The following is a 25,842-nucleotide window of genomic DNA, read 5'->3' as shown; positions in this document are numbered from 1 at the left end:
ATCTCATGACTGAACACGTAAAAAGCTACTATGCGGCCACGGCCAACGCACATCAGCCCTATCCGCAACTGAATGAATCTATCGAGTGCGACGTCTGCGTGATCGGCGGCGGCTATACCGGACTCTCCTCCGCGCTGTTTCTGGTGGAAGCCGGCTATAACGTGGTGGTGCTGGAAGCGGCGCGCATCGGTTTCGGCGCCAGCGGCCGCAACGGCGGCCAGTTGGTCAACTCTTACAGCCGCGACATCGATGTGATTGAAGAGCGCTACGGCGCGGAAAGCGCCCGCCTGCTCGGCAGCATGATGTTTGAAGGCGCGGAGATCATTCGCAGCCGCATCAGCCGCTACGCCATCGACTGCGACTACCGCCCCGGCGGCATCTTCGCCGCGCTGAACAACAAGCAGTTCCATGCGCTGATCGAGCAAAAGCGCAACTGGGAACGCTACGGCAATACCCAGCTCGAGCTGCTCGATGCGGATCGGCTGCGCCAGGAGGTTGCCAGCGATCGCTACGTCGGCGCGCTGCTCGATCACAGCGGCGGCCACATCCATCCGCTTAACCTGGCGCTGGGCGAGGCCGAGGCGATCCGCCTGCAGGGCGGGCGCATCTTCGAACAATCGGCGGTGACGAACATTCGCCACGGCGAACCGGCGCTCATCAGCACCGCCAACGGTCAGGTGAAGGCGCGTTTCGTCATCGTCGCCGGCAATGCCTATCTGGGCGACAAGCTGGAGCCGCGGCTGGCCAAGCGCAGCATGCCGTGCGGCACCCAGGTGGTGACCACCGAGCCGCTGGCGCCGGAGATCGCGCAGGCGCTGATCCCGCAGAACTACTGCGTGGAGGACTGCAACTACCTGCTGGATTACTACCGCATCACCGCCGATCATCGTCTGCTGTACGGCGGCGGCGTGGTGTATGGCGCGCGCGATCCGGACGACATCGACAATCTGATCCGGCCAAAATTGCTGAAGACCTTCCCGCAGCTGAAAGGGGTGCGTATCGACTATCGCTGGACCGGTAACTTCCTGCTGACGCTGTCGCGCATGCCGCAGTTCGGCCGGCTGGAGAATAACGTGTACTACATGCAGGGCTACAGCGGCCACGGCGTAACCTGCACCCATCTGGCGGGCAAGCTGATTGCCGAACTGATGCGCGGCGACGCCGAACGCTTCGACGCCTTCGCCAAGCTGCCGCATCTGCCGTTCTTTGGTGGGCGCAATCTGCAGATCCCGTTCACCGCCATTGGCGCGGCCTACTACACGCTGCGCGACCGCATCGGCGTCTAAAACAACCGGCCCGGTCATCCTGACCGGGCCTGGGCGCTAACGCTTAAACGATCTTCGGTTGGCCGTCCGAGGCGGTCGCCCCGCCATCGACCGGAATGTTGGCGCCATTGATAAAGCTGGCGTCGTCGCTGGCCAGAAATGCCATCACCGCCGCCACTTCTTCCGGCTCCGCCGCACGCCCCAGCGCGATGCGCTCATTGAACTTGTCGCGGATCTCCTGCGGCCAACCGTTGGTCATGTTGGTTTTGACCAGGCTCGGGCAGACCGAGTTGATGCGCACGCCGTCACCGCCGTGATCCAGCGCCATGGCGCGCGTCAGGTTGACCACCGCGCCTTTCGCCGCGCAGTAATAAGCCGCGCCCCAGTCGCCGCCCAGGCCGGACACCGACGCGGTATTGACGATACAACCTTTGGTTTTCAGCAGGTGCGGCAAGGCGAATTTGGAACAGAACACCACGCCGTCGATATCGACCCCGGCAATGCGGCGCCAATCGTCGACGCTGGTTTCCAGCACGCTGCCCGCCACGTGTACGCCGGCGTTGTTCAGCAAGACGTCGATGCGGCCCAGTTTTTCCGCCACCTCGTTCATCATTTTTTCAACCGCGACGTGATCGGAGACGTCGATATGTACCGCCATCGCCCGGCCCTTCGGCAGCGAAGCGGCGACCTTATCTACCGCCTCTTTGGCCCAGTCGGCCAGCACCACGATGGCGCCTTCGGCGGAGAAACGCCGCGCCGCCGCTTCCCCCATACCGTTGCCCGCACCGGTGATAACCACGACTTTATTGTCAAAACGCATGAGACCTCCTCCATGTGAACGTATTTATATAAGTCATACAAATCTCATTACCCCGAGGATAAGACGCCCCTCCCCTGAGAGCCAGTCAAAACGTGCGGTTTATTAACCAAAAGGAGGTATGTCAGTGATTTCAATGCGCTGGATTAACCTTTATCGGATTTTGGCCAACATATTGATGGATAAAATAAAATTACGGTGAGTCACTATTCGTCAGGCGGATTGTCAGCAAGCGGGATTATTGCGGAAAGGCAGTCATGGCCAATCAGAGATAAGTGATGTGAATGAAAAACGGCAGCCGCCCGCAGGCGGCCGCGACTATTTTTTCTCGATGGGGACAACCAGCAGATCGACGTTCAGTTCGTTGATCGCCTGACGCGCCGAAGAAACCAGCCGGCTCCAGACATCGTGATGGTGGCCGAAGATCACCAGGTCGAACCCTTTTTCCTTCGCCGCCCGGTTCAGCTCTTCCGTCAACGCGCCGCGGCTGACGATCACCTCTTCGACCGGGTAGGACGACTGCCCTTTGATCGCATTGAGCATATTCTTCACCCGCTCCGAAAAGGTGCGATCGGTGTAGTTGTAATCGCCCACGCCCAGATCGACGTAATAACCGGCGCGGTGGATGTCGATATAGATCAGGGAAAGTTTAGCCTTGAGCGCAGCGGCCAGTCTGGCGCCTTTGCCCAGCAGGAACTCGGCGTCTTCGCTGAGATCCGTGGCGACAACGATATGCCGGTAAGCCATGATGGCGGCCCTCCTCGTCAACTCCGTAAACAGGATGGCGCTCCTTGCCGCATGTTTCTCATGCATCTTAAGTTTAGCCCAGCGCGGGTTCACTCGCCTGCCGCACCGTCGTTCCATCTGTGGAACGATGCATCCCGCCTGCACGGTCTACCGGATTTTTCTCCCCTCCCTACACTGTAGGCAAGCGCTGAGTTTCAGCCTTATCAATCAAAGAAGATACCCACTGACCTCACGACGAGAAAAGGAAAACACCATGAGCACTCCAGCCAACTTCAACGGCCAGCGTCCTGTTATTGATGCCAATGACGCGGTCATGCTCCTGATCGACCACCAGAGCGGCCTGTTCCAGACCGTCGCCGACATGCCGATGACCGAACTACGCGCCCGCGCCGCCGCTCTGGCCAGCATCGCCACCCTCAGCAAACTGCCGGTGATCACCACCGCCTCGGTGCCGCAGGGCCCGAACGGCCCACTGATCCCGGAAATTCACCAAAATGCGCCGCACGCGCAGTACGTCGCACGCAAAGGGGAAATCAACGCCTGGGACAACCCGGACTTCGTGGCGGCGGTCAAAGCCACCGGCCGCAAAACATTGATCATCGCCGGCACCATCACCAGCGTCTGCATGGCCTTCCCGTCCATCAGCGCGGTGGCCGAAGGCTATAAAGTGTTCGCGGTGATCGACGCCTCCGGCACCTACTCGAAAATGGCGCAGGAAATCACCCTGGCGCGTGTGGTACAGGCCGGCGTAGTGCCGATCGACACCGCCGGCGTGGCCTCCGAGCTGCAGGGCAGCTGGAACCGCGCCGACGCTCAGCAGTGGGCCGAGGTCTACACCAAAATCTTCCCGGCCTATCAGCTGCTGATCGAGAGCTACCTCAAGGCGCAGGACGTGGTGAAAAACAACGAACTGCTGGACTCGCAGCGTTAAGATCGCGGGCACAAAAAACCCCGGCCAGGGCCGGGGCTATTAATCATGTGCCGGTGACTTTCCCGGCTGTCATGTTATGGCGTAAGCGTCCATCCAACACTCCAACATTACGCAGCCTAAGCGCGACTTTTTCACAACAGAAAAACAGACTGGAAAGCGGCATTATTATTTATGCGACAATCTGTTTTTCTGTTGCCAATAATAATTAATTATTGGAACGTCATCGAGGAATCGAACCCCAGTCCGCCAACGAATATTTCCCTGCCGCTCTTCCTGCTGAGCTAATGACGTATCGATAAAGACTCCGGGCGAACCCGGAGTTTATTCAGGCTGAGGGTGTTATTTCTTAACTGCTCCGGCTTAAACCTTCATCGCTGTCGTAAGAAACCGCACCTTAGCCGAAAATTATAACGCGACCACGTTGCCGGCAGAAGGACCCTTCATACCTTTTTCGATAGTGAACTCAACCTGTTGGCCTTCGTCCAGCGTTTTGAAATCGTTGCTCTGGATAGCGGAGAAGTGTACGAACACGTCTTTGCCGCCGTCTGCCGGGGTGATAAAGCCGAAGCCTTTACCTGCATCAAACCATTTTACCAAACCCGTCATTTTAGTAGACATAGAGATATTTCCTTTCTATTTTTGCGACGCCATAGGGCGATAGAGGTCTGTTTTTATTGGAAACTTATGGGGCACTAGAGAAGAAAATTCGCGGAAGAAGAGGTATCTGGGGGATATCGCTAATACTGAGAACTGCTTTACTAAAACTGCTTTCATAAGGTCTGTATGACAAACCGATGACGCTATTTACACACAGCCAAATTATTTAAGCAAGATATATTTTAAATTATATTCATATGGCTCATAAATTTATTATCGCAAAAGGCCGCTGGCGCCTGCCGCTACGGGCAGGTAAAAAAAGGTTTCGCCCTGCTGGATCACATCGGCGATTCATTATAAAACTAAGGCTAACCCGCTGCTTACAGGCCGTTAACCGATGATCGATATGCCAGCCGTGCTCGCCGTTTTCACCGTCTATATCGTCGGCGTGGTGATCCCCGGCCCCAATTTTGTCGCCGTCGCCCACAAAGCCGTTTCCGCGCGCCGCAGCGAGGCTTTCGCTCTGGTGGCGGGCATTGTCTTGGTCAACCTGTTCTGGGCGAGCAGCGCCCTCCTCGGTATCGGTATAATTTTCGCCCTGTTCCCCTGGTTGGCGCTAGCGGTAAAAGTGGCCGGCGCCGGTTATTTACTGTGGTTCGGCTATCGGCTTATCGCCCAGGCGGCGCCTTCTTCCGCCCCCTCCGCGGTGACCGGGAAAAGCGGTTTTCGCGTCGCTTTTCTGCAGGGCATCGCCACCAACATCGCCAATCCCAAATCCATTGCGTTTTACGCCGCCGTCTTCTCATCAGCGGCGCCCGCCCATGTTTCTACGCCGACCTTCCTCGCCATGCTGTTGGAAGTCGCGATGATAGCCAGCTTGTGGTACGGGCTGGTGGCGCTGGTGTTGTCGCACGCCCCTGTCGCCGGCGCCTACCGCCGCAGCAAGGCTTGGATCGATCGCGCTTGCGGCACGCTGATCATCGCGCTGGGGCTGCGGCAGTTGCTCAGCCGATGATCGCGATCCCGAGCCGCTCCAACAGCTGCGCGGCCTGGTGGCTGTCCATTTTAACGCCCTGCAGATCGGTGGTACGTAAATCCAACTCGCCCAGTTCCGCGTTGCTCAGATCGCACTGGGTGACGTCGGCGGCACGCCAGTCGAAACCGGAGAATTCGCCGCCGGACAGATCGGAGCCGCTGAAGCTGGCGCCGAGCACCTGTGCGCCGTGCCAGCGGTTTTCCCACAGCTCGCATTTCTCCAGCACCACCTTGGCGAAGTTGGCATAGCTCAGGTTGCTTTTGGTGATATAGGCGCTGCAAAACCAGGTGCGGCTGGTGATCATGTTCATAAAACTGGTGCCGCGAAAATCGGCGCCCTGCGCGCGGCATTCGCGGATCTCGATGCCCAACGCGTTGGCATGACGAAAATCGGCCATCGATAAATCGCAGCTTTTAAAACTCGCGTCTTTCAGTATCGCGCGGCTGAAGTTACCGCCCTGTCGGCTGTCGCGGTCGTAGAACTGGCAGCCGATAAATTCGGTCCCGGTCAGATCGGCCCCCGAAAAATCACACAGCATAAAGCTGCCGTTTTCAATTTTCTCGCCGGTAAAGCGGTTACGCGCGATCTTTTCACCCTGCAGCGCCAGGCCCATTGCAACACCCCTGTTTATTTATACAGCCAGGGCAGCATTTAACCCTATTCCGGCAGGGTTGGCAATCGTCGTCGATTAGCGCGCATCAGCCGCGGGCGGTTCGAGCGCCACCCTGACGATGCTGAACGTCCTGGTGCTTTCCGCTTGAGCGACGTTGGAAAACAGCCGGGGGTAACGCGAGTTGACGACCCACACCTCGCCATCGCGCAGCGCGGCGCCGGTCGCCCCATCCAATCCCGGCGGCGTGGCGACCGCCGCAATACGCGCGCTGGCCCAGCCGTCGTGAGAGGAGAGCAGCGTCACGTCGCCGGACATGCTCCCCTTTTCACCCGGAAAAGACTGTACGATCACCAATTCGTTGGCGGTTTTGAGCCGCAGCCCGTCCGGCCCTTTCAGCCGCTGCGGCAGCCTGATTTCGCTTATCGCAGGCGTGTTATCCAGCGTCACTTTCCACAGCAGGCCGCGGGTGTAGTCCGCCGCAATCAGGTAGCCATCAGGGTGATACACGATGCCGTTGAGATAAGGCTGCGTGCCCTGCGCAGCGGCGGGTGCGTCGGCCGGCATCAAACGCGCTGCGCGCACCAGAATCGACACCTGGCGCGTTGCCCGGTCGATCTTGTAAATCTGCGGCTGGAAGCTGTCGGTCACATAGATATTGCCCTGCGGGTCGAGCGCCAGATCGTTGGCCAGCGTCGGCCCACGGCTTAACGATGAGAGATCGTACGTCTGCTGCAGCGCGCCGGTATCGAGATTGAACTCCAGCACCTGCGCCACGCGATTATGCGTACCGGGCGCAGAGCTGAGGGAAACGCCCACGTCTTCGTTGCACACCAGTACCCGGTTGCGCTCGGTGTCCACCAGCATGCCGGAGGTGGTGATGAGCCCCTTACCGGTGGAAAACCGCCGATAGCGGCCATCCGGGTAGACCAGACCCAGTTGCCCACCGCGCAGGGAGGAGACCAGGAACGCACCGGCGCGCGGAGACCAGGCAATGCCCTCAGGGTAAGCGCCGGCGGCATCCGGCGAGAATTCGATGCGCTGCACGGCCTGCGCCTGCATCACGCCGCTGAGAAACAGCGCGACGCCGGCTAACTGGGTGACGCGCCGGCGGCGCTGAAATAAGAAAGAAAAGAGGTTAAAGCGGAACATGAGCATGACCCTGATGAGGACTCGGATCGCTAGAATAGGATCGCGCCGCTCACGGCACCAGCCGGGAAAAAGGCAATGCGCCACTAAAAAAATCGCAGTAATCAGCGCAAAAAAAAACCGCCCGGTGCGGGCGGTTGAGGCGACGGCGAACCGTTACTTCAGGGCTTCCTGAATGGCGTCGGCCATCGGGCCGATGTGCTTCTCCGCCGCCTTCAGCTGGAAGTCCACGCCGTTACCGTCGTTGGTATCCGACAGCGTGGCCTTGATCAGTTCCAGCGCCGCCTGCACCGCCACCAGCCGTTTGTGCTGTTCGTCCGTGACCGGTTCGGCGCCCATATTGGCCGGATAATAATGTTCTAACATCGCGCTCTCCTTTTGATGACGTTAACCTTTAACCTACCAGAAAACCGCGCATTTACTAAGGAAACCAGGCCCTGCGCGGCCAAGTGACGATAAATTGCACTATACTCGGCAAACACTCTCCCCTGTTACAGGATCATCGCTATGTCATTCCAGGGAAGCTGCCACTGCGGCGCCGTCACCTCCGTAGACGCCGAACTGCCCACCGAAGCCCTCAGCTGCAACTGTTCCATTTGCCGCCGCAAAGGGCTGCTGCTGTCGTTCTTCCCCATCAGCGCTTTCACGCTCAACAGCGGCCAGGACCAGCTCAGCACTTACACTTTCAATCACCACAAGATCCGCCATCAGTTCTGCCGAGTCTGCGGCGCCCAGCCCTTCGCCTACGGCACCGCGCCGGACGGCGCCGCGATGTGCGCCGTTAACCTGCGCTGCGTGCCTGACGTCGCGCTGGATGCGTTGCAGATCCACACCTACGACGGCGCCAGCGTCTGAGATCCCGCGTTTTCAGCGGTAGACGGAGAACTTTTTGGTGAGCGGCTTAAGCTGTTCGGTGTCGCCATAGAGCGCCACCGCCACGAAATCCAGCTGCTCGTAAGGGGTGTTGGCGGTGTCGGCGATCTGTTGTTCGGCGGAGTGCGACAGCATGGTAGTGGTGAAGAAGTTGGCCAGCACGCCCTCTTCCTTGCACTTCAGAATCAGGTTGCTGAGCTGGCTACTGTTCTTGGCCTGCAGGATCACGATCGGATAGTGGCTCATATTGGCGCTGACGCCGTCGAGGCTGCTCGGATAATGGTGAAACTCGCGCTGCTCGATAAGATCGGTGATGCCTGCCGTCAGATGGCAGGAGGCGTTAAACAGCGTGGCCGGTTCGTGATTGCGGTTGAGGATGATATAAAACTTTTTCTCGTTGTCGCTGTACATGCTCTTCTCCTTGAATAGGCAGCCAGTTTTACCCAACCTGCACGCGGTTTCAAGGCGCGATAAGGGGCCGCGTCCGGCCCCCGTGATAACGCAGCCGACTCAGACGGCGCCTTCCCCCGGGCCGAGCGGCTGCGCCACCTGATGCAGCACGGTGATGTTCTGCAAAAGGGTACCGCCGTCGATCGGCTTCATCTGGCCGTCGCGATCTTTATAGTGCGTCGGCTTGGCGCCGTGGAAGAACAGCCCGGCGTTGACCTGCACGCCCAGATAACCTGCGCTGGCCGGCAGGCGCTGCACGTCGGTCCAGGGATTGGAAACCGGCACGTACTGGAAGCCCTCGCCCGTCTTGGCGTACAGCGGGCGCAGCAGCGTGACAAAGGCCATCATCGGCGACAGCGCGTCTTTAAAGATCTGCACCGGCCGATCGACCGTCATCAAGAAACCCTGCGGCTGCTCCTCGACCGTGTCGAGGCTCAGGCTGCTGCTGATATCATCACCCCGGCCGCCATAGCTCCATTCAATGGCCGGCGCCCCACTCTCGTTCATCATCTCTGACATACACTGCTCCTAATAAAATGAATACAACACGCCTGCTGCGTGTCGGAACAGTAAACCGCTGAAGGGAGGCGAGCGTCCACGCCGGGCGGCACGCTGGCAAACCAAACAACGAAGGCGCGCAATCAATAAAGCTCGAAATGAATAATTTCCCCGCGTGATAGCGCAGCATTTGAACGACCTCAGCCGTTGCAAGAGCACATAGTGATGGCGTTACCGCCACTGGAGAGTGTTATGACCGCCATTAAACCGGACGCCATCGACCGCGTTTCCCCTGCCGCCACGCCCTGGCTAGCCGTCATCAACGTGCTGTTCGCCGGCATCGCCGCGGCGCTGCATGTGGGCAAGGCCACCATCGCGCTGCCGGCGCTACAGACCGAGTTCGGCCGTTCGCTCGAGGCGCTAAGCTGGGTTATTTCGGCCTTTCCCTTCGTCGGAGTGTTCGGCGGCATCGCCGCCGGGCTGCTGGTGCGCCGCTGGGGCGACCGGCGCCTGCTGGCGCTCGGATTGCTGATCATCAGCGCCGCCAGCTTTACCGGCGCCACGCTGCTCGACTTCAGCGGATTGATCGTCAGCCGCTTTGTCGAAGGCCTCGGCTTCGTGATCGTGGTGGTCGCCTCGCCGGCAGTGTTGAACCGCATCGTCGCCCCGGCGCAGCGTAGCCTGGTGTTTGGCATCTGGAGTACCTTCATGCCGGCGGGCATCGCCATCTCGCTGTTTTTCGGCCCGCACCTGGCCGACTGGCAACAGAGTTGGCAGGCCGGTGCGGCGCTGACGCTGCTGGCCGCCCTGCTGCTGCCGTTGACCACCTCCCGGCGCGCCGCCGACGCACATACCCCGTCTTTGCAGATACGGCAAGCGCTGGGCACCCTGCTGCGAGCGCGCCGGCCGCTGTTGCTGGCGCTGATGTTCACCACTTACAACCTGCAGTTTTTCTCGGTGATGACCTTTCTGCCGATCTTCCTGATGCAGCGCATCGGCCTGTCGCTGGCGGCCGCCGGCGGCATCAGCGCGGCGGCGGTGGCGGCGAACATCATCGGCAATCTCGCCGCCGGCGTACTGCTGTCGCGTGGCCTGCGCGCCAGAACGCTGCTCGCGGCCACCAGCCTGGTCATCGGCATCTTCGGCATCGGCATTTTCCTGCCGGTGACGCCCAACGGCCTGCTGATCCCCTTGTGCTTCCTGTTCTGCGCCACCGCCGGCATACTGCCCGCCACCATTCTGGCCGCCACGCCGGCAGCGACGCCGGAACCGACGCTGCTGCCGCTGAGCCTGGGGCTGGTGATGCAGGGGAATTACCTCGGTCAGGTGATCGGCCCGGTCGCGCTGAGCGCCATCGTGGCTGCGGCCGGTTGGGCGGCCCCGGCGTGGCTGGTGCTGGCGGCGGCGTTGTCGGGGGCGCTGTTGGCGCTGGCAACTATTTTTCCGTCAGAAAATCGATGAATTTCCGCACTTTAAGCGGGACAAAACGCGCATAGGGATAAAGCAGAATGAAGGGGCGTGAGGCGCCGGCGTAATCTTTCAGCACCTCAACCAGCGCCCCGCTTCGCAGCTCTTGTTCGACGCTAAAGCGATAAACCTGCATCAGCCCGGCACCATTTTTCACCAGCGTCAGCGTGGCGAGATAATCTTCCTGGCAGAGCCAACGCCCGCGGGTGTCCACTTTGCTCTTTTCGCCCTGAATGTTAAAGGTCCAGGCGGTTTTCCTGCCGGTGCTGGGCAATGCATACTGAATGCAGTCGTGCTGGGCTAAATCCGCCGGCGTAAGCGGCGCAGGATGGCGCTGCAAATAGCCCGGTGACGCCACGACGATGAGTTCGGCCTCCTCCAATCGCCGCGATACCAGGCCTGAATCGTTCAGCTCGCTGCCACGAATGGCAACGTCGAATTTATCTTCGGAAAAGTCGATGTTCTGATTGCTGACGTGCAGATTCAGCGTGAGATCGGGATAACGGTGCGCAAACGCGGGCAGGCGCGGCAGTAGCCTAAAATGTGCGTATAGCGTCGGTACGCTGATGCTGAGCGTACCGACCGGTTTCTGCCGCTCGCCGGAAATTTTCGCTTCGGCCTCAATCAGTTGGCTCAGCGCCCTGCGGCACTCCAGGTAATAACTTTGGCCGGCATCCGTGACGCGCATCTGGCGTGTCGTGCGGATAAACAGCTTAGCCTGTAAACGTGCCTCCAGGCGCGCAACGGAACGGCTGACCGCCGCAGGCGTTATCCCGGCGGCATTGGCCGCGGCGGTGAAACTGCCGGTCTCGACGGTCAGGCAAAACAGCTCGATGCTACCCACTTGGACATCGTCAAAATGACGTTGCATATCTCTCTGCCTCTGCCTATTCATTACATAAGGTATAAATTAAAGTTCTTTCCTCCTCATTTTTCAATCAACAGGTATGGATTACCGTTCACCTACGCTAAATCACTGCCCTGTCTAGGAGGGGACATGAACAAGGTAAAAACGGTCATCGTAACGGGTGCGTCCAGCGGATTGGGCTTCGCCATTGCACAAGCCTATCTGGCACGCGGTTATCAGGTTGTCGCAAACGCCCGTTCGCTTGAACGGCTGCAGGCGGCGGCGGACCAACTCGGCCATCCGGCCAATCTGCTGCTGGTGCCGGGAGACGTTGCGCTGCCGGAAACCGCCGAACGGTTGTTCAGCATAGCGGTACAAAGGTTTGGCCAGGTGGATATTCTCATCAATAACGCCGGCATATTTATCGCCAAGCCGATCGCCGACTATGCGCCGGAGGATGTCGACGCCATGGTGGCAACCAACCTGAAAGGCTTCTTCTACCCGGCGCAGGCCGCCGCGCGGCATATGCAACGAGTCGGCGGCGGCCATATCGTCGCCATCACCGCGTCGATCGCCATGCAGCCCAACAGCAAAGTGCCCGCCTTGCTGCCGGTGCTGATCAAAGGCGGCCTGAATCAGGCCGTACGCGAACTGGCGTTGGAGTTGGTGCCGCATAACGTGATGGTCAACGCCGTGGCGCCAGGCATCATCGCCACACCGATGCACCAGAACGATGAACAGAACCTGGCGCAGATGCGGCAGCTGGCGCCAACCGGCCGCATCGGCCAACCCCAGGATATCGTCGACGCAGTGTTGTACCTGACCGATACCCATTTTGTCACCGGCACCGCGATGGCGGTGGACGGTGGCGCAACCGCCGGGGTCTGGTGACCCCATGGAGCAATGACATGCCATACGTCAACATTAAAGTGACCGATGAAGGGATCAGTGCCGAACAAAAACGATGGCTGATCGAGGGAGCTACCGCGCTGTTGGAACGGGTGCTGAATAAACCGCGCCACACCACCTTCGTGGTGATTGACGAGGTGGCCACCGACAACTGGGGCGTCGGCGGAGAGAGCGTAACCACCCTGCGCGCCAAAGAACGGCGCGGATAACGGATGATTCATTATGTGAATGTATTGTCGTAGGGTACAGCCGCTAATTATCGTTATCGGGCCTGCATCGCTAGAGCAACCACGCTACCGCGAAGGATAAGGCCAGTGATGATCAAGGCCCGATAATGACAAGGCGCCGGTCGCGGCAAGATAAACCAGCACGCCGGCGAAAGCGATCAGCAATGCCTTTTCGATTACGGCAAGTCGTTTATGTTCAGTCATTTGCATACTCCTGCGTGATATCGGGCGAACGGCCGCCCTCATCAACACTAGGAAAGCCTGGCCCAGACGACAAGCGCGGCTCACAAAATGAAACACAATCTATAAATTTTGTTAATTATTTAGCCCTCTTTCTTTTCTCGCACCGCCGCCTGTTCACCCTGTAGCGCCCGCCTTGCCCTTAATAACCCTATGGAATACGCCACTAAAAATCCCCTACCGGTTAAGCAAAGGTGATGATAGTGTTGTTTTCATTCAGTTCATCTATGCTGAAAATTCATCTTTTGAGGGACGACTATGATGTCTAAAGGCATTTCCAAAGGATTCTTTATTCTGATCCTGTTTATCGTCACCGCCGCCTTTCTTGACGTGCTGGGGCCTTACTACTCCTCGGTGCTGTGGGCAATTATTCTGGCGGTGATTTTCCATCCGGTAAAAAAGAAGCTGAAGCAGTACGTTGGCGAACGCAACGGCGTGGTGTCGCTGCTGACGGTGGCGCTAATCTGCCTGATCGTGTTCACGCCGTTGGCGATCATCGCCTCGTCGCTGGCGATGGAATTCAACGTGATCTACACCAAACTGCAAACCAACAACAGCCAATTGCCGACCATGCTGGCGGACTTTATGCGCCACCTGCCCGGCTGGGCGCAGCGCTTCCTGGCGGAGCATAACCTCAACAACGCCGCCGAAATCCAAAAGCAGCTTTCTGACGTAGCGCTCAAGGGTGGACAATACCTGGCGGGCAGCGTCTTCCTGATCGGCAAAGGCACCTTCAACTTCGTCGTCGGCTTCGGCGTGATGCTCTACCTGCTGTTCTTCCTGCTGAAAGACGGCCCCTATCTGGTGAACCTGGCGCTCGAAGCGCTGCCGCTCTCCCAGCACGTCAAGCACCACCTGTTCGTGAAATTCGCCGCCGTCTCCCGCGCCACCGTCAAGGGCACGGTGGTGGTCGCCGTAGTGCAAGGTGCGCTCGGCGGGCTGGCCTTTTACTTTACCGGCATCGACGGCAGCCTGCTGTGGGGCGCGCTGATGGCGTTCCTGTCGATCATCCCGGCCGTGGGCTCTGCCATTATCTGGGTGCCGGCGGTGATCTACTTCTTCGCCACCGGCATGCTGTGGAAAGCCATTTTCCTGGTGGTGTTCTTCGTGGTGGTGATCGGCCTGGTAGACAACATCCTGCGCCCGCTGCTGGTGGGCAAAGACACCAAAATGCCGGACTACCTGATCCTGATCTCCACCCTGGGTGGTATGGAGATTTACGGCATCAACGGCTTTGTCATCGGCCCCTTGATCGCCGCGCTGTTCATCGCCTGCTGGAACATCCTGTCTGGCCGCGACAGCGAGGAGAATATCGAAGAGATCGACGAAGAATTCATCGAGGAAGGCAAAAATCATCCCGACGCGGCGGAGTAACCCTCTCGCAGCGAATCACACAGGGGCCCAATTGGGCCCCTTTTTTGTCTGTGGTATCCTTGCCGCGCTTACAAGGAAGAACGGGTTTCGTTATGCTTATTTTTTACGCCACGCTGGCTATCGCCTTCACTCTGCTGTGCCTGTTAGCCTTTCTCTATTGCGCTTATCAGCTGTCGAAGCACGGCGACGTCAAGTTTTTGGCCTCGCTTTCCGTGCTGCTCTTCGCGCTGCTGGCCTTCTATGCCGCTTATGGCTACGTCAGCACCTGGCTGCAACAGCAGGCGGTCGATGTCCGGCTGTATTAGCGATTAGCGCGCCGGGATAAAAAAGACCTGCTCCGGATCGCCGTCATCGAGATTGTCAATCTGGCCGCTGGCGACAAAGCCGGCGTTCAACAGCAGCCGCTGCATCGGCAGGTTAGAGCGATTGGTGGAGGTGAACAGCTTCGGGTGCCGACAGTGGGACTTCAACGCCGTAATCAGCACCAGCCCGACGCCCCGGCGGCGATAGCGCTCGCCGACCATCAGCATCTCGATAAAGCCGCAGCCGAAGAAGTGATAGTGCAGCACGCCGTAGCCCATCACCACGCCCCGTTCTTCGGCAAGATAGCAGACACTCTGTGCGCACCAGGTGCGGATCTGCGCCGCGCGCTGCGGCTCGTATTCGGCGACGCTGTCGAGGGCGATCAGGGCTGCGGCATCGGTTTCAGTGGCAAGACGAACAGGCATGTTTACCCCCTTATGTTTATGGGTAGCGGCGACACCGCTTCAACGAAACGGCAACCGAAGCGGGATAATTTTTACATCCCCGCCGAATTTTGTAATCCTATTATAGAGTTACTAAAACACACGCCAAGGAAGGAAAGCATTTCCCGATGAGAATACCGCAAATCTCCGCCGCCCTGCTGTTTACCCTGCTGCTGGCGGGCTGCCAGTTCCACAAAACCGTGTTCCCGCCGCCGTATATCGGCACCCCGCAAGAGATCAGCACCTACGAAGTGAAAGGGCTGACGTTCGTCACCACCGTCACCTTCAGCGGCCTGTTTGCCGAAGATCTGGTGCGCGAATACGCACAGAAACACCACTACCGCTATTACGTGGTAACGATGCGCAGCAACGGTTTTAAAGATCGAGCAGAGCGCGTGAGCGCGATGATGTATCGGTAAGCCCTGGCAACATATGCCGTGAAATAGTGCCAAAAATCCAGGTTCAGCGTAGAAAAGCGCGATACGGAACGTGGCAAAGCCGCAAAGTCACAGGCAGCATGAAAGTACGGCCTGTGACTTTGATTTAATTATCTAGCATCGCAGTTGCCGCCCTTTATTTCACTGCGGGCGAAATTCCAATGTGATTATTTGGAACGCATTGTGGATCTCTGGCGTTGGCGGCTTAGGCAGACGCGCATCGGTAACCGCTTTCATCGCCGCACGGCAAAGAGCCGGATCGCCACCTTCAGTTCGAACACCGATTGGCAGGCCGTCCGGCGCCAGCGTGATACGCAATGTGCAGCGTTGGCCTGAGTAGGTGGCGGCGTCTTTTAAATGGCGTTGAATCTCAGCTTGCACCTGAGTCATGTAATGTAATTTCTCTTTCCCCGTCGCAGGCGTCTTTGGGTCGCCAAGGTTGGCGAAAAGATCATCGACCTCTTTATTCACCGGATCGTTTTGGCTGGGGGCTGTGTGCTTCGCGCACCCGGTTAATGCCAGTGCGAGCATCGCCGCCAATAATGTGGCGGCGCCGGTTTTGTAGCCTGAATACGTGATTTTCATATCCCTGTCCTTATGGATGATAGTCAGCCGAAATCAACGTGGTATTCCCAGTGCATACTTATACATAATTAACGCCCAACCACCAGAGACATTGTTAGCATCAAGCATCGGCATGCGGAGTATCGTGAGCCGATGATGACATGAAGCCATAGCGCCCTCACCGGGCAGTACGTCTGCGTATCCTGACCTATCGATAACGTTGTTATCCGAACGATCAATCACCCCATCAATAAATTAAGAAATTCTTAATTTTTTATCGCATTAAAAGCGTTTCAACGCTAACAATCTGGAGATTCTGCCTATACTTACTTTCCTGCTATTAAATTCATTTAAGTAACCAGGATGGTAAGTATGAAAAACAAACGACTCTTTGCCGCACTTCTTGCTGCGACTACGGTGATGTTCATGGCGGGCTGCGCTTCCAATCAGGCGATCAAAACAACGGATGGCAAGACCATTGTCACCGACGGCAAGCCTCAGGTCGATAAAGATACCGGGTTAGTCTCCTATCGAAATGCAGAAACGGGCAAAACGGAACAGATCAATCGAGACCAGATTGCAAACATGAGTGAGTTGGATAACTAAAAGGAGCTTCAAATGAAAAAAGCGCTTGTTCTTCCCGCGATCGCCCTGATTGCTATCGCCGCACTGTCAGGCTGCACACGCACCAGCTACGCCATTCATACCCACGATGGCAGAACGATCATCAGTGACGGCAAACCGAAAGAAACCTCTGCCGGGTTGATCGGGTATACCGATGCCAATGGCGTCAAACAGCAAATCAACAAGACGGAAGTTAAAGAGGTTTCAGAGATCCCGCATTAAGGTTCCGATCATCTCAGCCAGCTAAAACCAAGGGAGCCGATGGCTCCCTTTCTACTCAAACACCAAACGCTCCTAGCCGCGTTTAACGAGAACGTCGATAACCACCTGACATTTCAGCACCAACATTCTCAGGTTTGCCATAGGGATCTCTCCTTTCCCTGCATCAAGCAGCTATAATCCAGAAAGTGGAGTTATTTGATAATGATAAGGAGGGAGTATGTATAAAACTATCTTGGTTCCCGTGGATATTACCGAGCCGGAATTAACACAGCAGGTCATCCCGCATGTCAACGCGCTCGCCAGGCTCGAAGACTCCCACGTCCATTTCCTGGCTGTGATCCCGTCACGCGCCACCTACGCCGCTTTCGGCTTTGCCGCCACAGCGGCGATAGAAACCAAAGATGAAACCATTGCGCTAGCGAGCGAGGGGCTGGCAAAAGCGGCAAAACAATTCAGCGTGCCTGAAGATAGAGTGACCACGCATGTCGCCGTCGGCGATCCTAAAGATCAGATCCTGGAACTCGCCGATGCGCTTAACGCGGAGATTATCGTGATGGGTTCCAACCGCCCTTCTGCGATCACTTATCTCCTTGGCTCCAATGCCACCGCCGTCGTCCGCCACGCCAATTGCCCGGTGCTGGTCGTACGTGAATCGGCTAACGCCGCTCAGTGAGCCTGTCCGATACCTCACTCATCTTTGAACAATAAAAAACGGGAGCCCTAAGGCTCCCGCTCTCATTCAAGCGCCAAACACGCTTACATGTGTTTAACGATAGCGTCGCCAAACTCTGAACATTTCAGCAGCTTAGCGCCTTCCATCAGTCGTTCGAAGTCATAGGTCACGGTCTTGGCAGCGATAGCGCCTTCCATGCCTTTAACGATCAGGTCAGCCGCTTCGAACCAGCCCATGTGACGCAACATCATCTCTGCGGACAGGATGATAGAGCCTGGGTTCACTTTGTCCTGGCCGGCGTACTTCGGCGCGGTGCCGTGAGTCGCTTCGAACAGCGCGCAGTCGGAGCCGATGTTGGCGCCCGGTGCGATACCGATGCCGCCGACCTGGGCCGCCAGGGCGTCGGAGATGTAGTCGCCGTTCAGGTTCATACAGGCGATCACGTCGTATTCCGCCGGGCGCAGCAGGATCTGCTGCAGGAAGGCGTCGGCGATCACGTCTTTAACCACGATCTCTTTGCCGGTGTTCGGGTTCTTGATCTTCAGCCATGGGCCGCCGTCGATCAGCTCGCCGCCGAACTCTTCGCGCGCCAGCTCATAGCCCCAATCCTTGAAGGCACCTTCGGTGAACTTCATGATGTTGCCTTTGTGAACCAGGGTCACGGAGTCACGGTCGTTGGTGATGGCGTATTCGATCGCCGCACGCACCAGACGCTTGGTCCCTTCCTCGGAGCATGGCTTCACGCCGATACCGCACTGCTCTGGGAAGCGGATTTTCTTCACGCCCATTTCGTCGCGCAGGAATTTGATCACTTTGTCCGCTTCGGCGGAGCCGGCTTTCCACTCGATGCCGGCGTAGATGTCTTCGGCGTTTTCGCGGAAGATCACCATGTCGGTCAGCTCAGGCTGTTTCACCGGGCTTGGGGTGCCCTGGTAGTAACGCACCGGGCGCAGGCACACGTACAGGTCCAGCTGCTGGCGCAGGGCCACGTTCAGAGAACGGATGCCGCCGCCGACCGGGGTGGTCAGGGGGCCTTTGATGGCGACGCGGTAGTCGCGGATCAGGTCCAGAGTTTCGTCCGGCAGCCACACGTCTTTACCGTAAACGTGGGTAGATTTTTCGCCGGTGTAGATTTCCATCCAGGAGATTTTACGTTCGCCGTGGTAAGCCTTTTTAACGGCCGCATCAACCACGTGGATCATGGCAGGAGTCACGTCAACGCCGATGCCGTCGCCTTCGATGAACGGGATGATCGGGTTATGAGGAACAACCAGTTTACCCTGGGCGTCAACCGTGATTTTTTTACCTTCTGCCGGAACAACTACTTTGCTTTCCATCAACCTCTCCTTCAAGCGCAATTTTGTTAATGCTTTGTAAGATGCGTGTAGATACTACTTGAATATTCGGTCCGCGCCAATCCGAAACGGATTCGGTTATAATGCGCTTATCATCCGTAATCTCAACTGTTATGAAAAAATTCTCTGTTAGAAATCACAACGTTAAACGATTCAGCAAGCCGAATGCCGCCAAACCTGCCGCGCCGAAAGGGCCGCGCCGAATTGTGTTATTCAACAAGCCCTTCGACGTGCTGCCGCAGTTCACCGACGAAGCCGGCCGCGCCACGCTGAAAGAGTACATCCCCTTCCCCGACGTTTACGCCGCCGGGCGCCTGGATCGCGACAGCGAGGGGCTGCTGGTGCTGACCAACGACGGCCAGCTGCAGGCGCAGCTCACCCAGCCGGGCAAGCGCACCGGCAAAATCTATTATGTGCAGGTCGAGGGCGCGCCGCAGGAAAGCGATCTGGCGCCATTGCGCTGCGGCGTTACGCTGAAAGACGGCCCCACGCTGCCCGCCGGGGTGGAGCTGGTAGCTGAGCCGCAGTGGCTGTGGCCGCGCAACCCGCCGATCCGCGAACGTAAATCCATCCCCACCAGTTGGCTGAAAATCACCCTGTTCGAAGGGCGAAACCGCCAGGTGCGTCGCATGACGGCGCATATCGGGTTCCCTACCCTGCGCCTGATTCGCTACAGTATGGGTAATCTTTCGCTGGGTTCACTGCAGCCTGGTGAATGGAAAAGCATCGATTCTCTGTAGACCGATAACTGATGGAGTCGCCATGAAATTCACGCCGATCACGCTACTGCTCGCCGCTCTGGCGGCCCCGTTCGCCGCCCAGGCCGCCAGCTTCGACTGCGCCAAGGCGGCAAACCGCGATGAGCAAGCCATCTGCGCCAACCGCACGCTGAACGATCTGGACGTGCAAATGGCTACCAAGTACCAATTCCTGCGCGGCCTGTTCGCCATGGGCGCGCGCGGCGCGATGCAGGACAGCCAACAGGCCTGGCTGGCAAAACGCCAGCGGTGCGGCGGCGATACCGCCTGCCTGCTGCAAAGCTACCGCACCCGCATCGCCGAGCTGGACGACATCTACCGGCGTATCGACAAACCGCTGTAAGGAAAGGAGAGCGCATGTTCAAACCGCACGTCACCGTGGCCTGCGTAGTGCACGCCGCCGGCAAATTTTTGGTAGTCGAAGAGACCATCAACGGCAAAGCGCTGTGGAACCAGCCGGCCGGCCACCTCGAGGCCGACGAGACGCTGGTACAGGCCGCCGAACGCGAGCTGTGGGAAGAGACCGGCATCCGCGCCACGCCGCAGGCGTTCCTGCGCCTGCACCAGTGGATCGCGCCGGACCGCACGCCGTTCCTGCGTTTTTGCTTCGTTATCGAGCTGGAACAGCCGCTGCCGACCGAGCCGCACGACAGCGACATCGATCGCTGCCTGTGGCTGAGCGCCGACGAGATTTTGCAGGCGCCCAACCTGCGTTCCGCGCTGGTGGCGGAGAGCATTCGCAGCTACCAGCAGCCGGAGCGCTACCCGCTGTCGCTGGTCGGCAGCTTCGCCTGGCCGTTTTAAGGACGCCGGGCAGCACAAGATGACCAGTGCGCCGGCGCGGCCAACGTGGTAAAATCCTGCGCTTGTTTTTATCAGCACGGTTCGTGTTCAAGTTCGTGAGATCCCCATGTCAGACAACAGCCAGAAAAAAGTAATCGTCGGTATGTCCGGCGGCGTCGACTCTTCCGTTACCGCCTATCTGTTACAGCAACAGGGCTATCAGGTCGCTGGGCTGTTCATGAAGAACTGGGAAGAAGACGACGACGAAGAGTACTGCTCCGCCGCGACCGATCTGGCCGATGCGCAAGCGGTCTGCGACAAGCTGGGCATCGAACTGCACACGGTGAACTTTGCGGCGGAATACTGGGACAACGTGTTTGAGCTGTTCCTGGAAGAGTACAAGGCCGGCCGCACGCCGAACCCGGACATCCTGTGCAATAAAGAGATCAAATTCAAAGCCTTCCTGGAGTTTGCCGCCGAAGATCTGGGGGCCGATTTTATCGCCACCGGCCACTACGTGCGCCGCCAGGACGTGGACGGCAAGAGCCGCCTGCTGCGCGGCGTCGACGGCAACAAAGATCAGAGCTACTTCCTCTACACCCTGAGCCACGAACAGGTGGCGCAGAGCCTGTTCCCGGTCGGGGAGCTGGAGAAGCCGGAGGTGCGCCGCATCGCCGAGCAGCTGGAGCTGGTTACCGCCAAGAAGAAAGACTCCACCGGCATCTGTTTTATCGGCGAGCGTAAGTTCCGTGACTTCCTCGGCCGCTACCTGCCGGCCCAGCCGGGCCCGATCGTCAGCGTCGACGGCCAGACCGTCGGCGAACACCAGGGCCTGATGTATCACACCCTGGGCCAGCGCAAAGGGCTGGGCATCGGCGGCATGAAAGACAGCAGCGAAGATCCGTGGTACGTGGTGGATAAAGACGTGGCCAACAACGTGCTGGTGGTTGCGCAGGGGCACGATCACCCGCGCCTGATGTCCGTCGGCCTTATCGCGCAGCAGCTGCACTGGGTTGATCGCCTGCCGCTGAGCGGCCCGTTCCGCTGCACGGTGAAGACCCGCTATCGCCAGCAGGATATCCCTTGCACCGTGACCCCGCTCGACGATGAACGCATCGAAGTGCATTTCGACGAGCCGGTCTCCGCCGTCACCCCCGGCCAGTCGGCGGTGTTCTACCAGGGCGAAATCTGCCTCGGCGGCGGCATCATCGAACAGCGCCTGGCGTAATTCGCCTGCCGCCCAAGAAAAACGCTGCGTTTACCGCAGCGTTTTTTTTATTCAAAATTCCACCTGCGCCCCCAGCTCGATCACCCGGTTCGGCGGGATTTCGAACAGGTCCGGCGCCCGCAGCGCGTTGCGCTGCAACAGCTGGAACACCTTGCCGCGCACGCGCAGATACCAGGGCCGCTTGCCCAGCACCAGCGTATCGCGCGACATGAAGAACGAGGTCTCGTTCATGGTGAAACTCATCCCTTCCAGGCCGCAGCGGTAAAGAATGTCCGTCACGTTGGGCGTCTCACGCCAGCCGTAGCTTGCCACCACCCGCCAAAAGCTCGCCGACAGCTGTTCGATCGCCACCCGCTGCACGTTGTGCACGTACGGCATGTCGGTGGTGACGATGGTCAGCAGCACCACGCGCTCATGCAGCACCTTGTTGTGCTTCAGGTTGTGCAACAATACCAGCGGCACCGCGTGCGGCGTGCGCTCCATAAACACCGCGGTGCCCGGCACCCGCTTCGGCGGCGCCTTCTCCAGCGACTCGATCAGCGCGCTCAGCCCTTCCTGATTGTCGCGCAGCCGGCGGATCAGGCGCGAACGCTCGGTCTTCCAGGTCAGCATGATCAACAGAATGGTCAGCCCCAGCGCCACCGGCAGCCAGCCGCCGGTCGCCAGTTTGATCAGGTTGGCGCCGAACAGCGGTACGTCGATGCACAGCATGACAACCAGCATCAGTCCGCCCAGCGCGCGCGGCCAGCCCCAGTTTTTCACCGCCACGATGCTCAGCAAAATCGACGACAGCAGCATGGTGCCGGTCACCACGATGCCGTAAGCCGAGGCCAGGTTACTGGAGTGTTTGAAACTGATAATCACGATCAGCACCGCCGCGAACAGCAGCCAGTTCACCACCGGAATGTAGATCTGCCCGGACTCCTGATCGGAGGTATAGATGATGCGCATCGGTGGCAGGTAGCCCAGCCGCACTGCCTGGCGCGTCAGCGAGAACACGCCGGAGATCACCGCCTGCGAGGCGATGACCGTCGCCAGCGTGGCGATCACCAGCAGCGGGATCAGCGCCCAGGTCGGCGCCAGCAGAAAGAACGGGTTGTTGATCGCCGCCGGATTGGCCAGCAGCAGCGCCCCCTGGCCGAAGTAGTTCAGCACCAGCGCCGGCGCCACCAGCGTAAACCACGCCAGGCGGATCGGCTTTTTACCGAAGTGGCCCATATCGGCGTACAGCGCTTCGGCGCCGGTCACCGACAGCACCACCATGCCCAGCGCGAAGAACGACACCGCCTTGTACTCGAGGAAGAAATTCACCGCCCAGAAAGGGTTCAGCGCCCGCAGCACGCCGGGATGATGCAGAATGCCGCCGATGCCCAGCAGCGCCAGCGTCAGGAACCAGATCACCATCGCTGGGGCGAACAGCTTGCCGACGCTGCCGGTGCCGTGCTTTTGGATCGCAAACAATGCGGTCAACACCAGCAGCGATAGGGGTACAATAAAGCTGTCCAGCTCGGGGGCGATGATCTGCAGGCCTTCGATGGCCGACAGTACCGAAATGGCCGGGGTGATCACCCCATCCCCATAAAAGAAGCTGCCCCCCACCAGCCCGATCAGCACCGCCGCCGGCACCCAGCGCGCATCCAGCTTGCGGATCGCCAGCGACATCAGCGTCAGGATCCCTCCCTCGCCGTCGTTGTCGGCGCGCATCACGAAACAAATGTACTTAATGGACACCACCAGCGTCAGCAGCCAGAAGATCAGCGACAGAAAGCCGTAGATCGAGGCCGGCGTCATAGTGATGCCCTCCTCTGCCGTCAGGCATTCGCGCAGGGTGTACAGCGGGCTGGTGCCGATATCGCCGTACACCACGCCGATGGCCGCCAGCGTCACCGCCGGCAGCGGCTGCTTGTTTTTTACGTGCATATAAAGGTCTTTATTTGAGGGCTCACGTTGGCAGTATAGATGCAGCCGCCGCACTTTATTTGCCGCCGCAACAATAAGTTCGCGTCGCCACGCCGGCGATTTTCGCCGCCTATTTGCGCAGTTCTGCGCCGCACGGCGCCTCCGCCTCGTTACGGGCGTATTAGACGCTGGGTTTACCCTCGATTTTGTGGCATGATCCGCGGCATTCGTTGTCATCGTTGTTACAGCCACGCCCGATCGTTCCCGTTCGCGGCCGCCGCCGTTACCCTGGCGATACACACAACCTTATGCAGTAAGCCATGTACCGTTCACCGCGTTTACAGGAGTCATCGTGGCGAAGAATTATTATGACATCACGCTGGCCATGGCAGGTATCAGCCAGGCGGCGCGTTTGGTTCAGCAGTTGGCCCATGAAGGGCAATGCAACCGCGAAGCCTTTCAAACCTCGCTGAAAAGCCTGCTGCAGATGGACCCGCCCTCTACGCTGGCGGTGTTCGGCGGTGAAGAACGCAATTTGATGGTCGGCCTCGAAACCCTGATGGGCGTGCTTAACGCCAACAACAAAGGGCCGGGTGCGGAACTGACCCGCTACACCATCAGCCTGATGGTGCTGGAGCGCAAGCTCAACGCCAACAAACAGGCGATGAACACGCTCGGCGAACGCCTCGGCCAGCTCGAGCGCCAGCTGGCGCACTTCGATCTTGAGTCGGACACCATCATCAGCGCGCTGGCCGGCATTTACGTCGACGTGGTCAGCCCGCTCGGGCCGCGCATCCAGGTGACCGGCTCGCCGGCAATCCTGCAGAACCCGCAGGTGCAGGCCAAAGTTCGCGCCACGCTGCTGGCCGGCATTCGCGCCGCCGTGCTGTGGCAACAGGTCGGCGGCAGCCGCCTGCAGTTAATGTTTTCCCGTAATCGTCTGTTCAAGCAGGCGCAAAATATCGTTGCTCATTGTTAATCGATCCCAGGAGTTGCTACCGATGGAATTATCCTCACTGACCGCCGTTTCCCCCGTTGATGGACGCTACGGTGATAAAGTCAGCGCACTGCGCCCCATTTTCAGCGAATACGGTCTGCTGAAATTCCGCGTACAGGTTGAAGTACGTTGGCTGCAAAAACTGGCGGCCTGCGCAGAAATCAAGGAAGTTCCCGCTTTTGACGCCGACGCAAACGCTTTCCTCGACAAAATCGTCGCGGAATTCAATGAAGAAGACGCTCAGCGCATCAAAACCATCGAGCGCACCACCAACCACGACGTGAAAGCGGTCGAGTATTTCCTGAAGGAAAAAGTGGCGGCGGTGCCTGCGCTGCACGCGGTGTCGGAGTTCATCCACTTCGCCTGCACCTCCGAAGACATCAACAACCTGTCGCACGCGCTGATGCTGCAAAGCGCCCGTCAGGACGTGGTGTTGCCATACTGGCGCAAGCTCATCGACGCGCTGAAAGGGCTGGCGCTGGAATACCGCGATATCCCGCTGCTGTCGCGCACCCACGGCCAGCCGGCGACCCCGTCGACCGTCGGCAAAGAGTTCGCCAACGTGGCTTACCGCATGGAGCGCCAGTACCGCCAGCTGGAGCGCGTGGAGATCATGGGTAAAATCAACGGCGCGGTCGGCAACTATAACGCCCACATCGTCGCTTACCCGGAAGTGGACTGGCACCAGTTCAGCGAGGCGTTCGTGACCTCGCTCGGCATCACCTGGAACCCGTACACCACCCAGATCGAGCCGCATGACTACATCGCCGAGCTGTTCGACTGCGTAGCGCGTTTCAACACCATCCTGATCGACTTCGACCGCGACATCTGGGGCTACATCGCCCTGAACCACTTCAAGCAGAAGACCATCGCAGGCGAAATCGGCTCTTCCACCATGCCGCACAAGGTTAACCCGATCGACTTCGAAAACTCCGAAGGCAACCTGGGCCTGGCCAACGCCGTGCTGGGCCACCTGGCGGGCAAACTGCCGGTGTCCCGCTGGCAGCGCGACCTGACCGACTCCACCGTGCTGCGTAACCTGGGCGTGGGCCTGGGCTACGCGCTGATCGCCTACCAGGCCACCCTGAAAGGCATCAGCAAACTGGAAGTGAACCAGGCGCACCTGCTGGACGAACTGGATCACAACTGGGAAGTGCTGGCTGAGCCGATCCAGACCGTGATGCGCCGCTACGGCATCGAAAAGCCTTACGAGAAGCTGAAAGAGCTGACCCGCGGCAAACGCGTGGACGCTGCCGGCATGCAGGCATTTATCGATGGCCTGGCGCTGCCGGAAGAAGAGAAAATCCGTCTGAAGGCGATGACCCCGGCCAACTACATCGGCCGCGCCACCACCATGGTCGACGAGCTGAAGTAAGCGCTTTAGCCCGATAAGATAAAAAGGCGGCCCTGGGGCCTAATGCCAGTCAGTTAAGCCTGACTGGCATTTTTTTATCCATCCTCTGGGCGTTCTGTGCAGGGGAATTGCCGTAAAAACCTCGCATTTCTCTGATGCCGTAGC

Annotated in this window: 33 protein-coding genes and 1 pseudogene; 19 read left to right on the top strand and 15 right to left on the bottom strand. The window is 58.8% G+C overall.

Annotated elements, in window-relative coordinates; genetic code table 11:
* Positions 1 to 5: 5 nt before the first annotated feature.
* Complete coding sequence (locus FUU19_RS23260; RefSeq protein WP_060660811.1) at positions 6 to 1,286, top strand: NAD(P)/FAD-dependent oxidoreductase; 1,281 nt, start codon at positions 6 to 8, stop codon at positions 1,284 to 1,286.
* A 43-nt stretch (positions 1,287 to 1,329) separates the two neighbouring features.
* On the opposite strand, the gene budC is transcribed toward FUU19_RS23260, so the two are convergent.
* Complete coding sequence (gene budC, locus FUU19_RS23255; RefSeq protein WP_025302549.1) at positions 1,330 to 2,085, bottom strand: meso-2,3-butanediol dehydrogenase; 756 nt, start codon at positions 2,083 to 2,085, stop codon at positions 1,330 to 1,332.
* 315 nt (positions 2,086 to 2,400) lie between these two features.
* Positions 2,401 to 2,829 carry a universal stress protein gene (locus tag FUU19_RS23250; RefSeq protein ID WP_230490480.1) on the bottom strand — a complete coding sequence of 143 codons (429 nt, stop codon included), beginning with the start codon at positions 2,827 to 2,829 and terminating at the stop codon, positions 2,401 to 2,403.
* 253 nt (positions 2,830 to 3,082) lie between these two features.
* On the opposite strand from FUU19_RS23250, the gene FUU19_RS23245 reads away from it, so the two are divergent.
* Positions 3,083 to 3,760 carry an isochorismatase family protein gene (locus FUU19_RS23245; protein ID WP_016928046.1) on the top strand — a complete coding sequence of 226 codons (678 nt, stop codon included), beginning with the start codon at positions 3,083 to 3,085 and terminating at the stop codon, positions 3,758 to 3,760.
* Between the two features lie 213 nt (positions 3,761 to 3,973).
* On the opposite strand, the pseudogene FUU19_RS23240 reads toward FUU19_RS23245, so the two are convergent.
* Together FUU19_RS23240 and cspE are read right to left on the bottom strand one after the other, a co-directional pair.
* Positions 3,974 to 4,051 (bottom strand): annotated as a pseudogene (locus FUU19_RS23240).
* 114 nt (positions 4,052 to 4,165) lie between these two features.
* Positions 4,166 to 4,378 carry a transcription antiterminator/RNA stability regulator CspE gene (gene cspE, locus FUU19_RS23235; RefSeq protein WP_025302547.1) on the bottom strand — a complete coding sequence of 71 codons (213 nt, stop codon included), beginning with the start codon at positions 4,376 to 4,378 and terminating at the stop codon, positions 4,166 to 4,168.
* Between the two features lie 376 nt (positions 4,379 to 4,754).
* Here cspE and FUU19_RS23230 point away from each other — a divergent pair, with 376 nt between their 5' ends.
* A complete protein-coding gene (locus tag FUU19_RS23230; protein ID WP_230490479.1) occupies positions 4,755 to 5,372 on the top strand; it encodes a LysE family translocator in 618 nt (205 codons plus the stop codon).
* Here FUU19_RS23230 and FUU19_RS23225 read toward each other — a convergent pair.
* The 3 genes from FUU19_RS23225 to FUU19_RS23215 all read right to left on the bottom strand — a co-directional run bounded on the left by FUU19_RS23225 (position 5,362) and on the right by FUU19_RS23215 (position 7,518).
* The gene (locus FUU19_RS23225; RefSeq protein WP_202669368.1) at positions 5,362 to 6,006 is read right to left on the bottom strand and encodes a Qnr family pentapeptide repeat protein; all 645 of its coding nucleotides are present in this window, start codon (positions 6,004 to 6,006) and stop codon (positions 5,362 to 5,364) included. The two genes, FUU19_RS23230 and FUU19_RS23225, sit on opposite strands and share 11 nt — an antisense overlap.
* A gap of 75 nt (positions 6,007 to 6,081) precedes the next feature.
* Positions 6,082 to 7,155, bottom strand: coding sequence for an SMP-30/gluconolactonase/LRE family protein (locus FUU19_RS23220; RefSeq protein ID WP_230490478.1), 1,074 nt, complete (start codon positions 7,153 to 7,155; stop codon positions 6,082 to 6,084).
* A gap of 153 nt (positions 7,156 to 7,308) precedes the next feature.
* Positions 7,309 to 7,518 carry a hypothetical protein gene (locus FUU19_RS23215; protein ID WP_004941260.1) on the bottom strand — a complete coding sequence of 70 codons (210 nt, stop codon included), beginning with the start codon at positions 7,516 to 7,518 and terminating at the stop codon, positions 7,309 to 7,311.
* A 141-nt stretch (positions 7,519 to 7,659) separates the two neighbouring features.
* Here FUU19_RS23215 and FUU19_RS23210 point away from each other — a divergent pair, with 141 nt between their 5' ends.
* On the top strand, positions 7,660 to 8,007 hold the full coding sequence (locus tag FUU19_RS23210) for a GFA family protein (RefSeq protein ID WP_230490477.1): 348 nt from the start codon (positions 7,660 to 7,662) through the stop codon (positions 8,005 to 8,007).
* A gap of 12 nt (positions 8,008 to 8,019) precedes the next feature.
* On the opposite strand, the gene FUU19_RS23205 is transcribed toward FUU19_RS23210, so the two are convergent.
* The gene (locus FUU19_RS23205; RefSeq protein ID WP_033642793.1) at positions 8,020 to 8,436 is read right to left on the bottom strand and encodes a DUF2000 domain-containing protein; all 417 of its coding nucleotides are present in this window, start codon (positions 8,434 to 8,436) and stop codon (positions 8,020 to 8,022) included.
* Between the two features lie 99 nt (positions 8,437 to 8,535).
* On the bottom strand, positions 8,536 to 8,994 hold the full coding sequence (locus FUU19_RS23200; RefSeq protein WP_060660813.1) for a hypothetical protein: 459 nt from the start codon (positions 8,992 to 8,994) through the stop codon (positions 8,536 to 8,538).
* 231 nt (positions 8,995 to 9,225) lie between these two features.
* On the opposite strand from FUU19_RS23200, the gene FUU19_RS23195 reads away from it, so the two are divergent.
* Positions 9,226 to 10,434, top strand: a complete 1,209-nt coding sequence (locus tag FUU19_RS23195; protein ID WP_230490476.1) for an MFS transporter — start codon at positions 9,226 to 9,228, stop codon at positions 10,432 to 10,434.
* Here the strand turns inward: FUU19_RS23195 and FUU19_RS23190 are convergent.
* Positions 10,409 to 11,311 carry a LysR family transcriptional regulator gene (locus FUU19_RS23190; protein WP_230490475.1) on the bottom strand — a complete coding sequence of 301 codons (903 nt, stop codon included), beginning with the start codon at positions 11,309 to 11,311 and terminating at the stop codon, positions 10,409 to 10,411. The genes FUU19_RS23195 and FUU19_RS23190 overlap by 26 nt on opposite strands.
* A 126-nt stretch (positions 11,312 to 11,437) precedes the next feature.
* Here FUU19_RS23190 and FUU19_RS23185 point away from each other — a divergent pair, with 126 nt between their 5' ends.
* Together FUU19_RS23185 and FUU19_RS23180 are read left to right on the top strand one after the other, a co-directional pair.
* Positions 11,438 to 12,178: an SDR family NAD(P)-dependent oxidoreductase gene (locus tag FUU19_RS23185; protein WP_230490474.1), complete on the top strand. Its 741-nt coding sequence runs from the start codon at positions 11,438 to 11,440 to the stop codon at positions 12,176 to 12,178.
* Between the two features lie 17 nt (positions 12,179 to 12,195).
* Positions 12,196 to 12,405, top strand: a complete 210-nt coding sequence (locus FUU19_RS23180; RefSeq protein ID WP_141969292.1) for a tautomerase family protein — start codon at positions 12,196 to 12,198, stop codon at positions 12,403 to 12,405.
* Between the two features lie 84 nt (positions 12,406 to 12,489).
* Here the strand turns inward: FUU19_RS23180 and FUU19_RS23175 are convergent, their stop codons facing one another.
* Positions 12,490 to 12,627, bottom strand: coding sequence for a hypothetical protein (locus tag FUU19_RS23175; RefSeq protein WP_172906238.1), 138 nt, complete (start codon positions 12,625 to 12,627; stop codon positions 12,490 to 12,492).
* Positions 12,628 to 12,921: 294 nt separating this feature from the next.
* Between FUU19_RS23175 and FUU19_RS23170 the strand changes: the two genes are divergently transcribed.
* Both FUU19_RS23170 and FUU19_RS23165 read left to right on the top strand, forming a co-directional pair.
* Entirely contained in the window at positions 12,922 to 14,037 is a 1,116-nt protein-coding gene (locus tag FUU19_RS23170) for an AI-2E family transporter (RefSeq protein ID WP_141969294.1), read from the top strand.
* Between the two features lie 92 nt (positions 14,038 to 14,129).
* A complete protein-coding gene (locus FUU19_RS23165; RefSeq protein WP_230490473.1) occupies positions 14,130 to 14,342 on the top strand; it encodes a hypothetical protein in 213 nt (70 codons plus the stop codon).
* A gap of 3 nt (positions 14,343 to 14,345) precedes the next feature.
* On the opposite strand, the gene FUU19_RS23160 is transcribed toward FUU19_RS23165, so the two are convergent.
* On the bottom strand, positions 14,346 to 14,765 hold the full coding sequence (locus FUU19_RS23160; protein ID WP_197833920.1) for a GNAT family N-acetyltransferase: 420 nt from the start codon (positions 14,763 to 14,765) through the stop codon (positions 14,346 to 14,348).
* Positions 14,766 to 14,911: 146 nt separating this feature from the next.
* Between FUU19_RS23160 and FUU19_RS23155 the strand changes: the two genes are divergently transcribed.
* A complete protein-coding gene (locus FUU19_RS23155) occupies positions 14,912 to 15,202 on the top strand; it encodes a hypothetical protein (RefSeq protein ID WP_025302534.1) in 291 nt (96 codons plus the stop codon).
* 159 nt (positions 15,203 to 15,361) lie between these two features.
* Here the strand turns inward: FUU19_RS23155 and tolA are convergent, their stop codons facing one another.
* Positions 15,362 to 15,805: a cell envelope integrity protein TolA gene (tolA, locus tag FUU19_RS23150; RefSeq protein WP_230490472.1), complete on the bottom strand. Its 444-nt coding sequence runs from the start codon at positions 15,803 to 15,805 to the stop codon at positions 15,362 to 15,364.
* 351 nt (positions 15,806 to 16,156) lie between these two features.
* Here tolA and FUU19_RS23145 point away from each other — a divergent pair, with 351 nt between their 5' ends.
* From FUU19_RS23145 to uspF, 3 genes are all read left to right on the top strand, one after another.
* A complete protein-coding gene (locus FUU19_RS23145; RefSeq protein WP_089194649.1) occupies positions 16,157 to 16,390 on the top strand; it encodes a YgdI/YgdR family lipoprotein in 234 nt (77 codons plus the stop codon).
* Positions 16,391 to 16,402: 12 nt separating this feature from the next.
* Positions 16,403 to 16,630 (top strand): YgdI/YgdR family lipoprotein, encoded by a 228-nt coding sequence (locus tag FUU19_RS23140; RefSeq protein WP_089194648.1) that lies wholly within the window; start codon positions 16,403 to 16,405, stop codon positions 16,628 to 16,630.
* 217 nt (positions 16,631 to 16,847) lie between these two features.
* Complete coding sequence (gene uspF / locus FUU19_RS23135) at positions 16,848 to 17,303, top strand: universal stress protein UspF (RefSeq protein ID WP_123061628.1); 456 nt, start codon at positions 16,848 to 16,850, stop codon at positions 17,301 to 17,303.
* An 83-nt stretch (positions 17,304 to 17,386) separates the two neighbouring features.
* Here uspF and icd read toward each other — a convergent pair whose 3' ends face one another.
* A complete protein-coding gene (gene icd / locus FUU19_RS23130) occupies positions 17,387 to 18,640 on the bottom strand; it encodes an NADP-dependent isocitrate dehydrogenase (protein WP_015377612.1) in 1,254 nt (417 codons plus the stop codon).
* A gap of 131 nt (positions 18,641 to 18,771) precedes the next feature.
* On the opposite strand from icd, the gene rluE reads away from it, so the two are divergent.
* From rluE to mnmA, 4 genes are all read left to right on the top strand, one after another.
* The gene (rluE, locus tag FUU19_RS23125; RefSeq protein ID WP_046686908.1) at positions 18,772 to 19,398 is read left to right on the top strand and encodes a 23S rRNA pseudouridine(2457) synthase RluE; all 627 of its coding nucleotides are present in this window, start codon (positions 18,772 to 18,774) and stop codon (positions 19,396 to 19,398) included.
* A gap of 22 nt (positions 19,399 to 19,420) precedes the next feature.
* Positions 19,421 to 19,759 carry a lysozyme inhibitor LprI family protein gene (locus FUU19_RS23120; RefSeq protein WP_230490471.1) on the top strand — a complete coding sequence of 113 codons (339 nt, stop codon included), beginning with the start codon at positions 19,421 to 19,423 and terminating at the stop codon, positions 19,757 to 19,759.
* A gap of 14 nt (positions 19,760 to 19,773) precedes the next feature.
* The gene (locus FUU19_RS23115; protein ID WP_025302526.1) at positions 19,774 to 20,220 is read left to right on the top strand and encodes an NUDIX hydrolase; all 447 of its coding nucleotides are present in this window, start codon (positions 19,774 to 19,776) and stop codon (positions 20,218 to 20,220) included.
* A 106-nt stretch (positions 20,221 to 20,326) separates the two neighbouring features.
* Positions 20,327 to 21,427, top strand: coding sequence for a tRNA 2-thiouridine(34) synthase MnmA (mnmA, locus tag FUU19_RS23110; protein WP_049208754.1), 1,101 nt, complete (start codon positions 20,327 to 20,329; stop codon positions 21,425 to 21,427).
* Between the two features lie 51 nt (positions 21,428 to 21,478).
* On the opposite strand, the gene kup is transcribed toward mnmA, so the two are convergent.
* Positions 21,479 to 23,347, bottom strand: coding sequence for a low affinity potassium transporter Kup (kup, locus tag FUU19_RS23105; RefSeq protein ID WP_230490470.1), 1,869 nt, complete (start codon positions 23,345 to 23,347; stop codon positions 21,479 to 21,481).
* 331 nt (positions 23,348 to 23,678) lie between these two features.
* Between kup and hflD the strand changes: the two genes are divergently transcribed.
* Positions 23,679 to 24,305: a high frequency lysogenization protein HflD gene (hflD, locus tag FUU19_RS23100; protein ID WP_025302523.1), complete on the top strand. Its 627-nt coding sequence runs from the start codon at positions 23,679 to 23,681 to the stop codon at positions 24,303 to 24,305.
* 22 nt (positions 24,306 to 24,327) lie between these two features.
* Positions 24,328 to 25,698: an adenylosuccinate lyase gene (purB, locus tag FUU19_RS23095; protein ID WP_141969311.1), complete on the top strand. Its 1,371-nt coding sequence runs from the start codon at positions 24,328 to 24,330 to the stop codon at positions 25,696 to 25,698.
* Positions 25,699 to 25,842 lie beyond the last annotated feature (144 nt).

The organism is Serratia montpellierensis (assembly GCF_020858655.1).
Lineage (GTDB): Bacteria > Pseudomonadota > Gammaproteobacteria > Enterobacterales > Enterobacteriaceae > Serratia > Serratia montpellierensis.
This window is presented reverse-complemented; position numbering and strand designations above follow the sequence as displayed.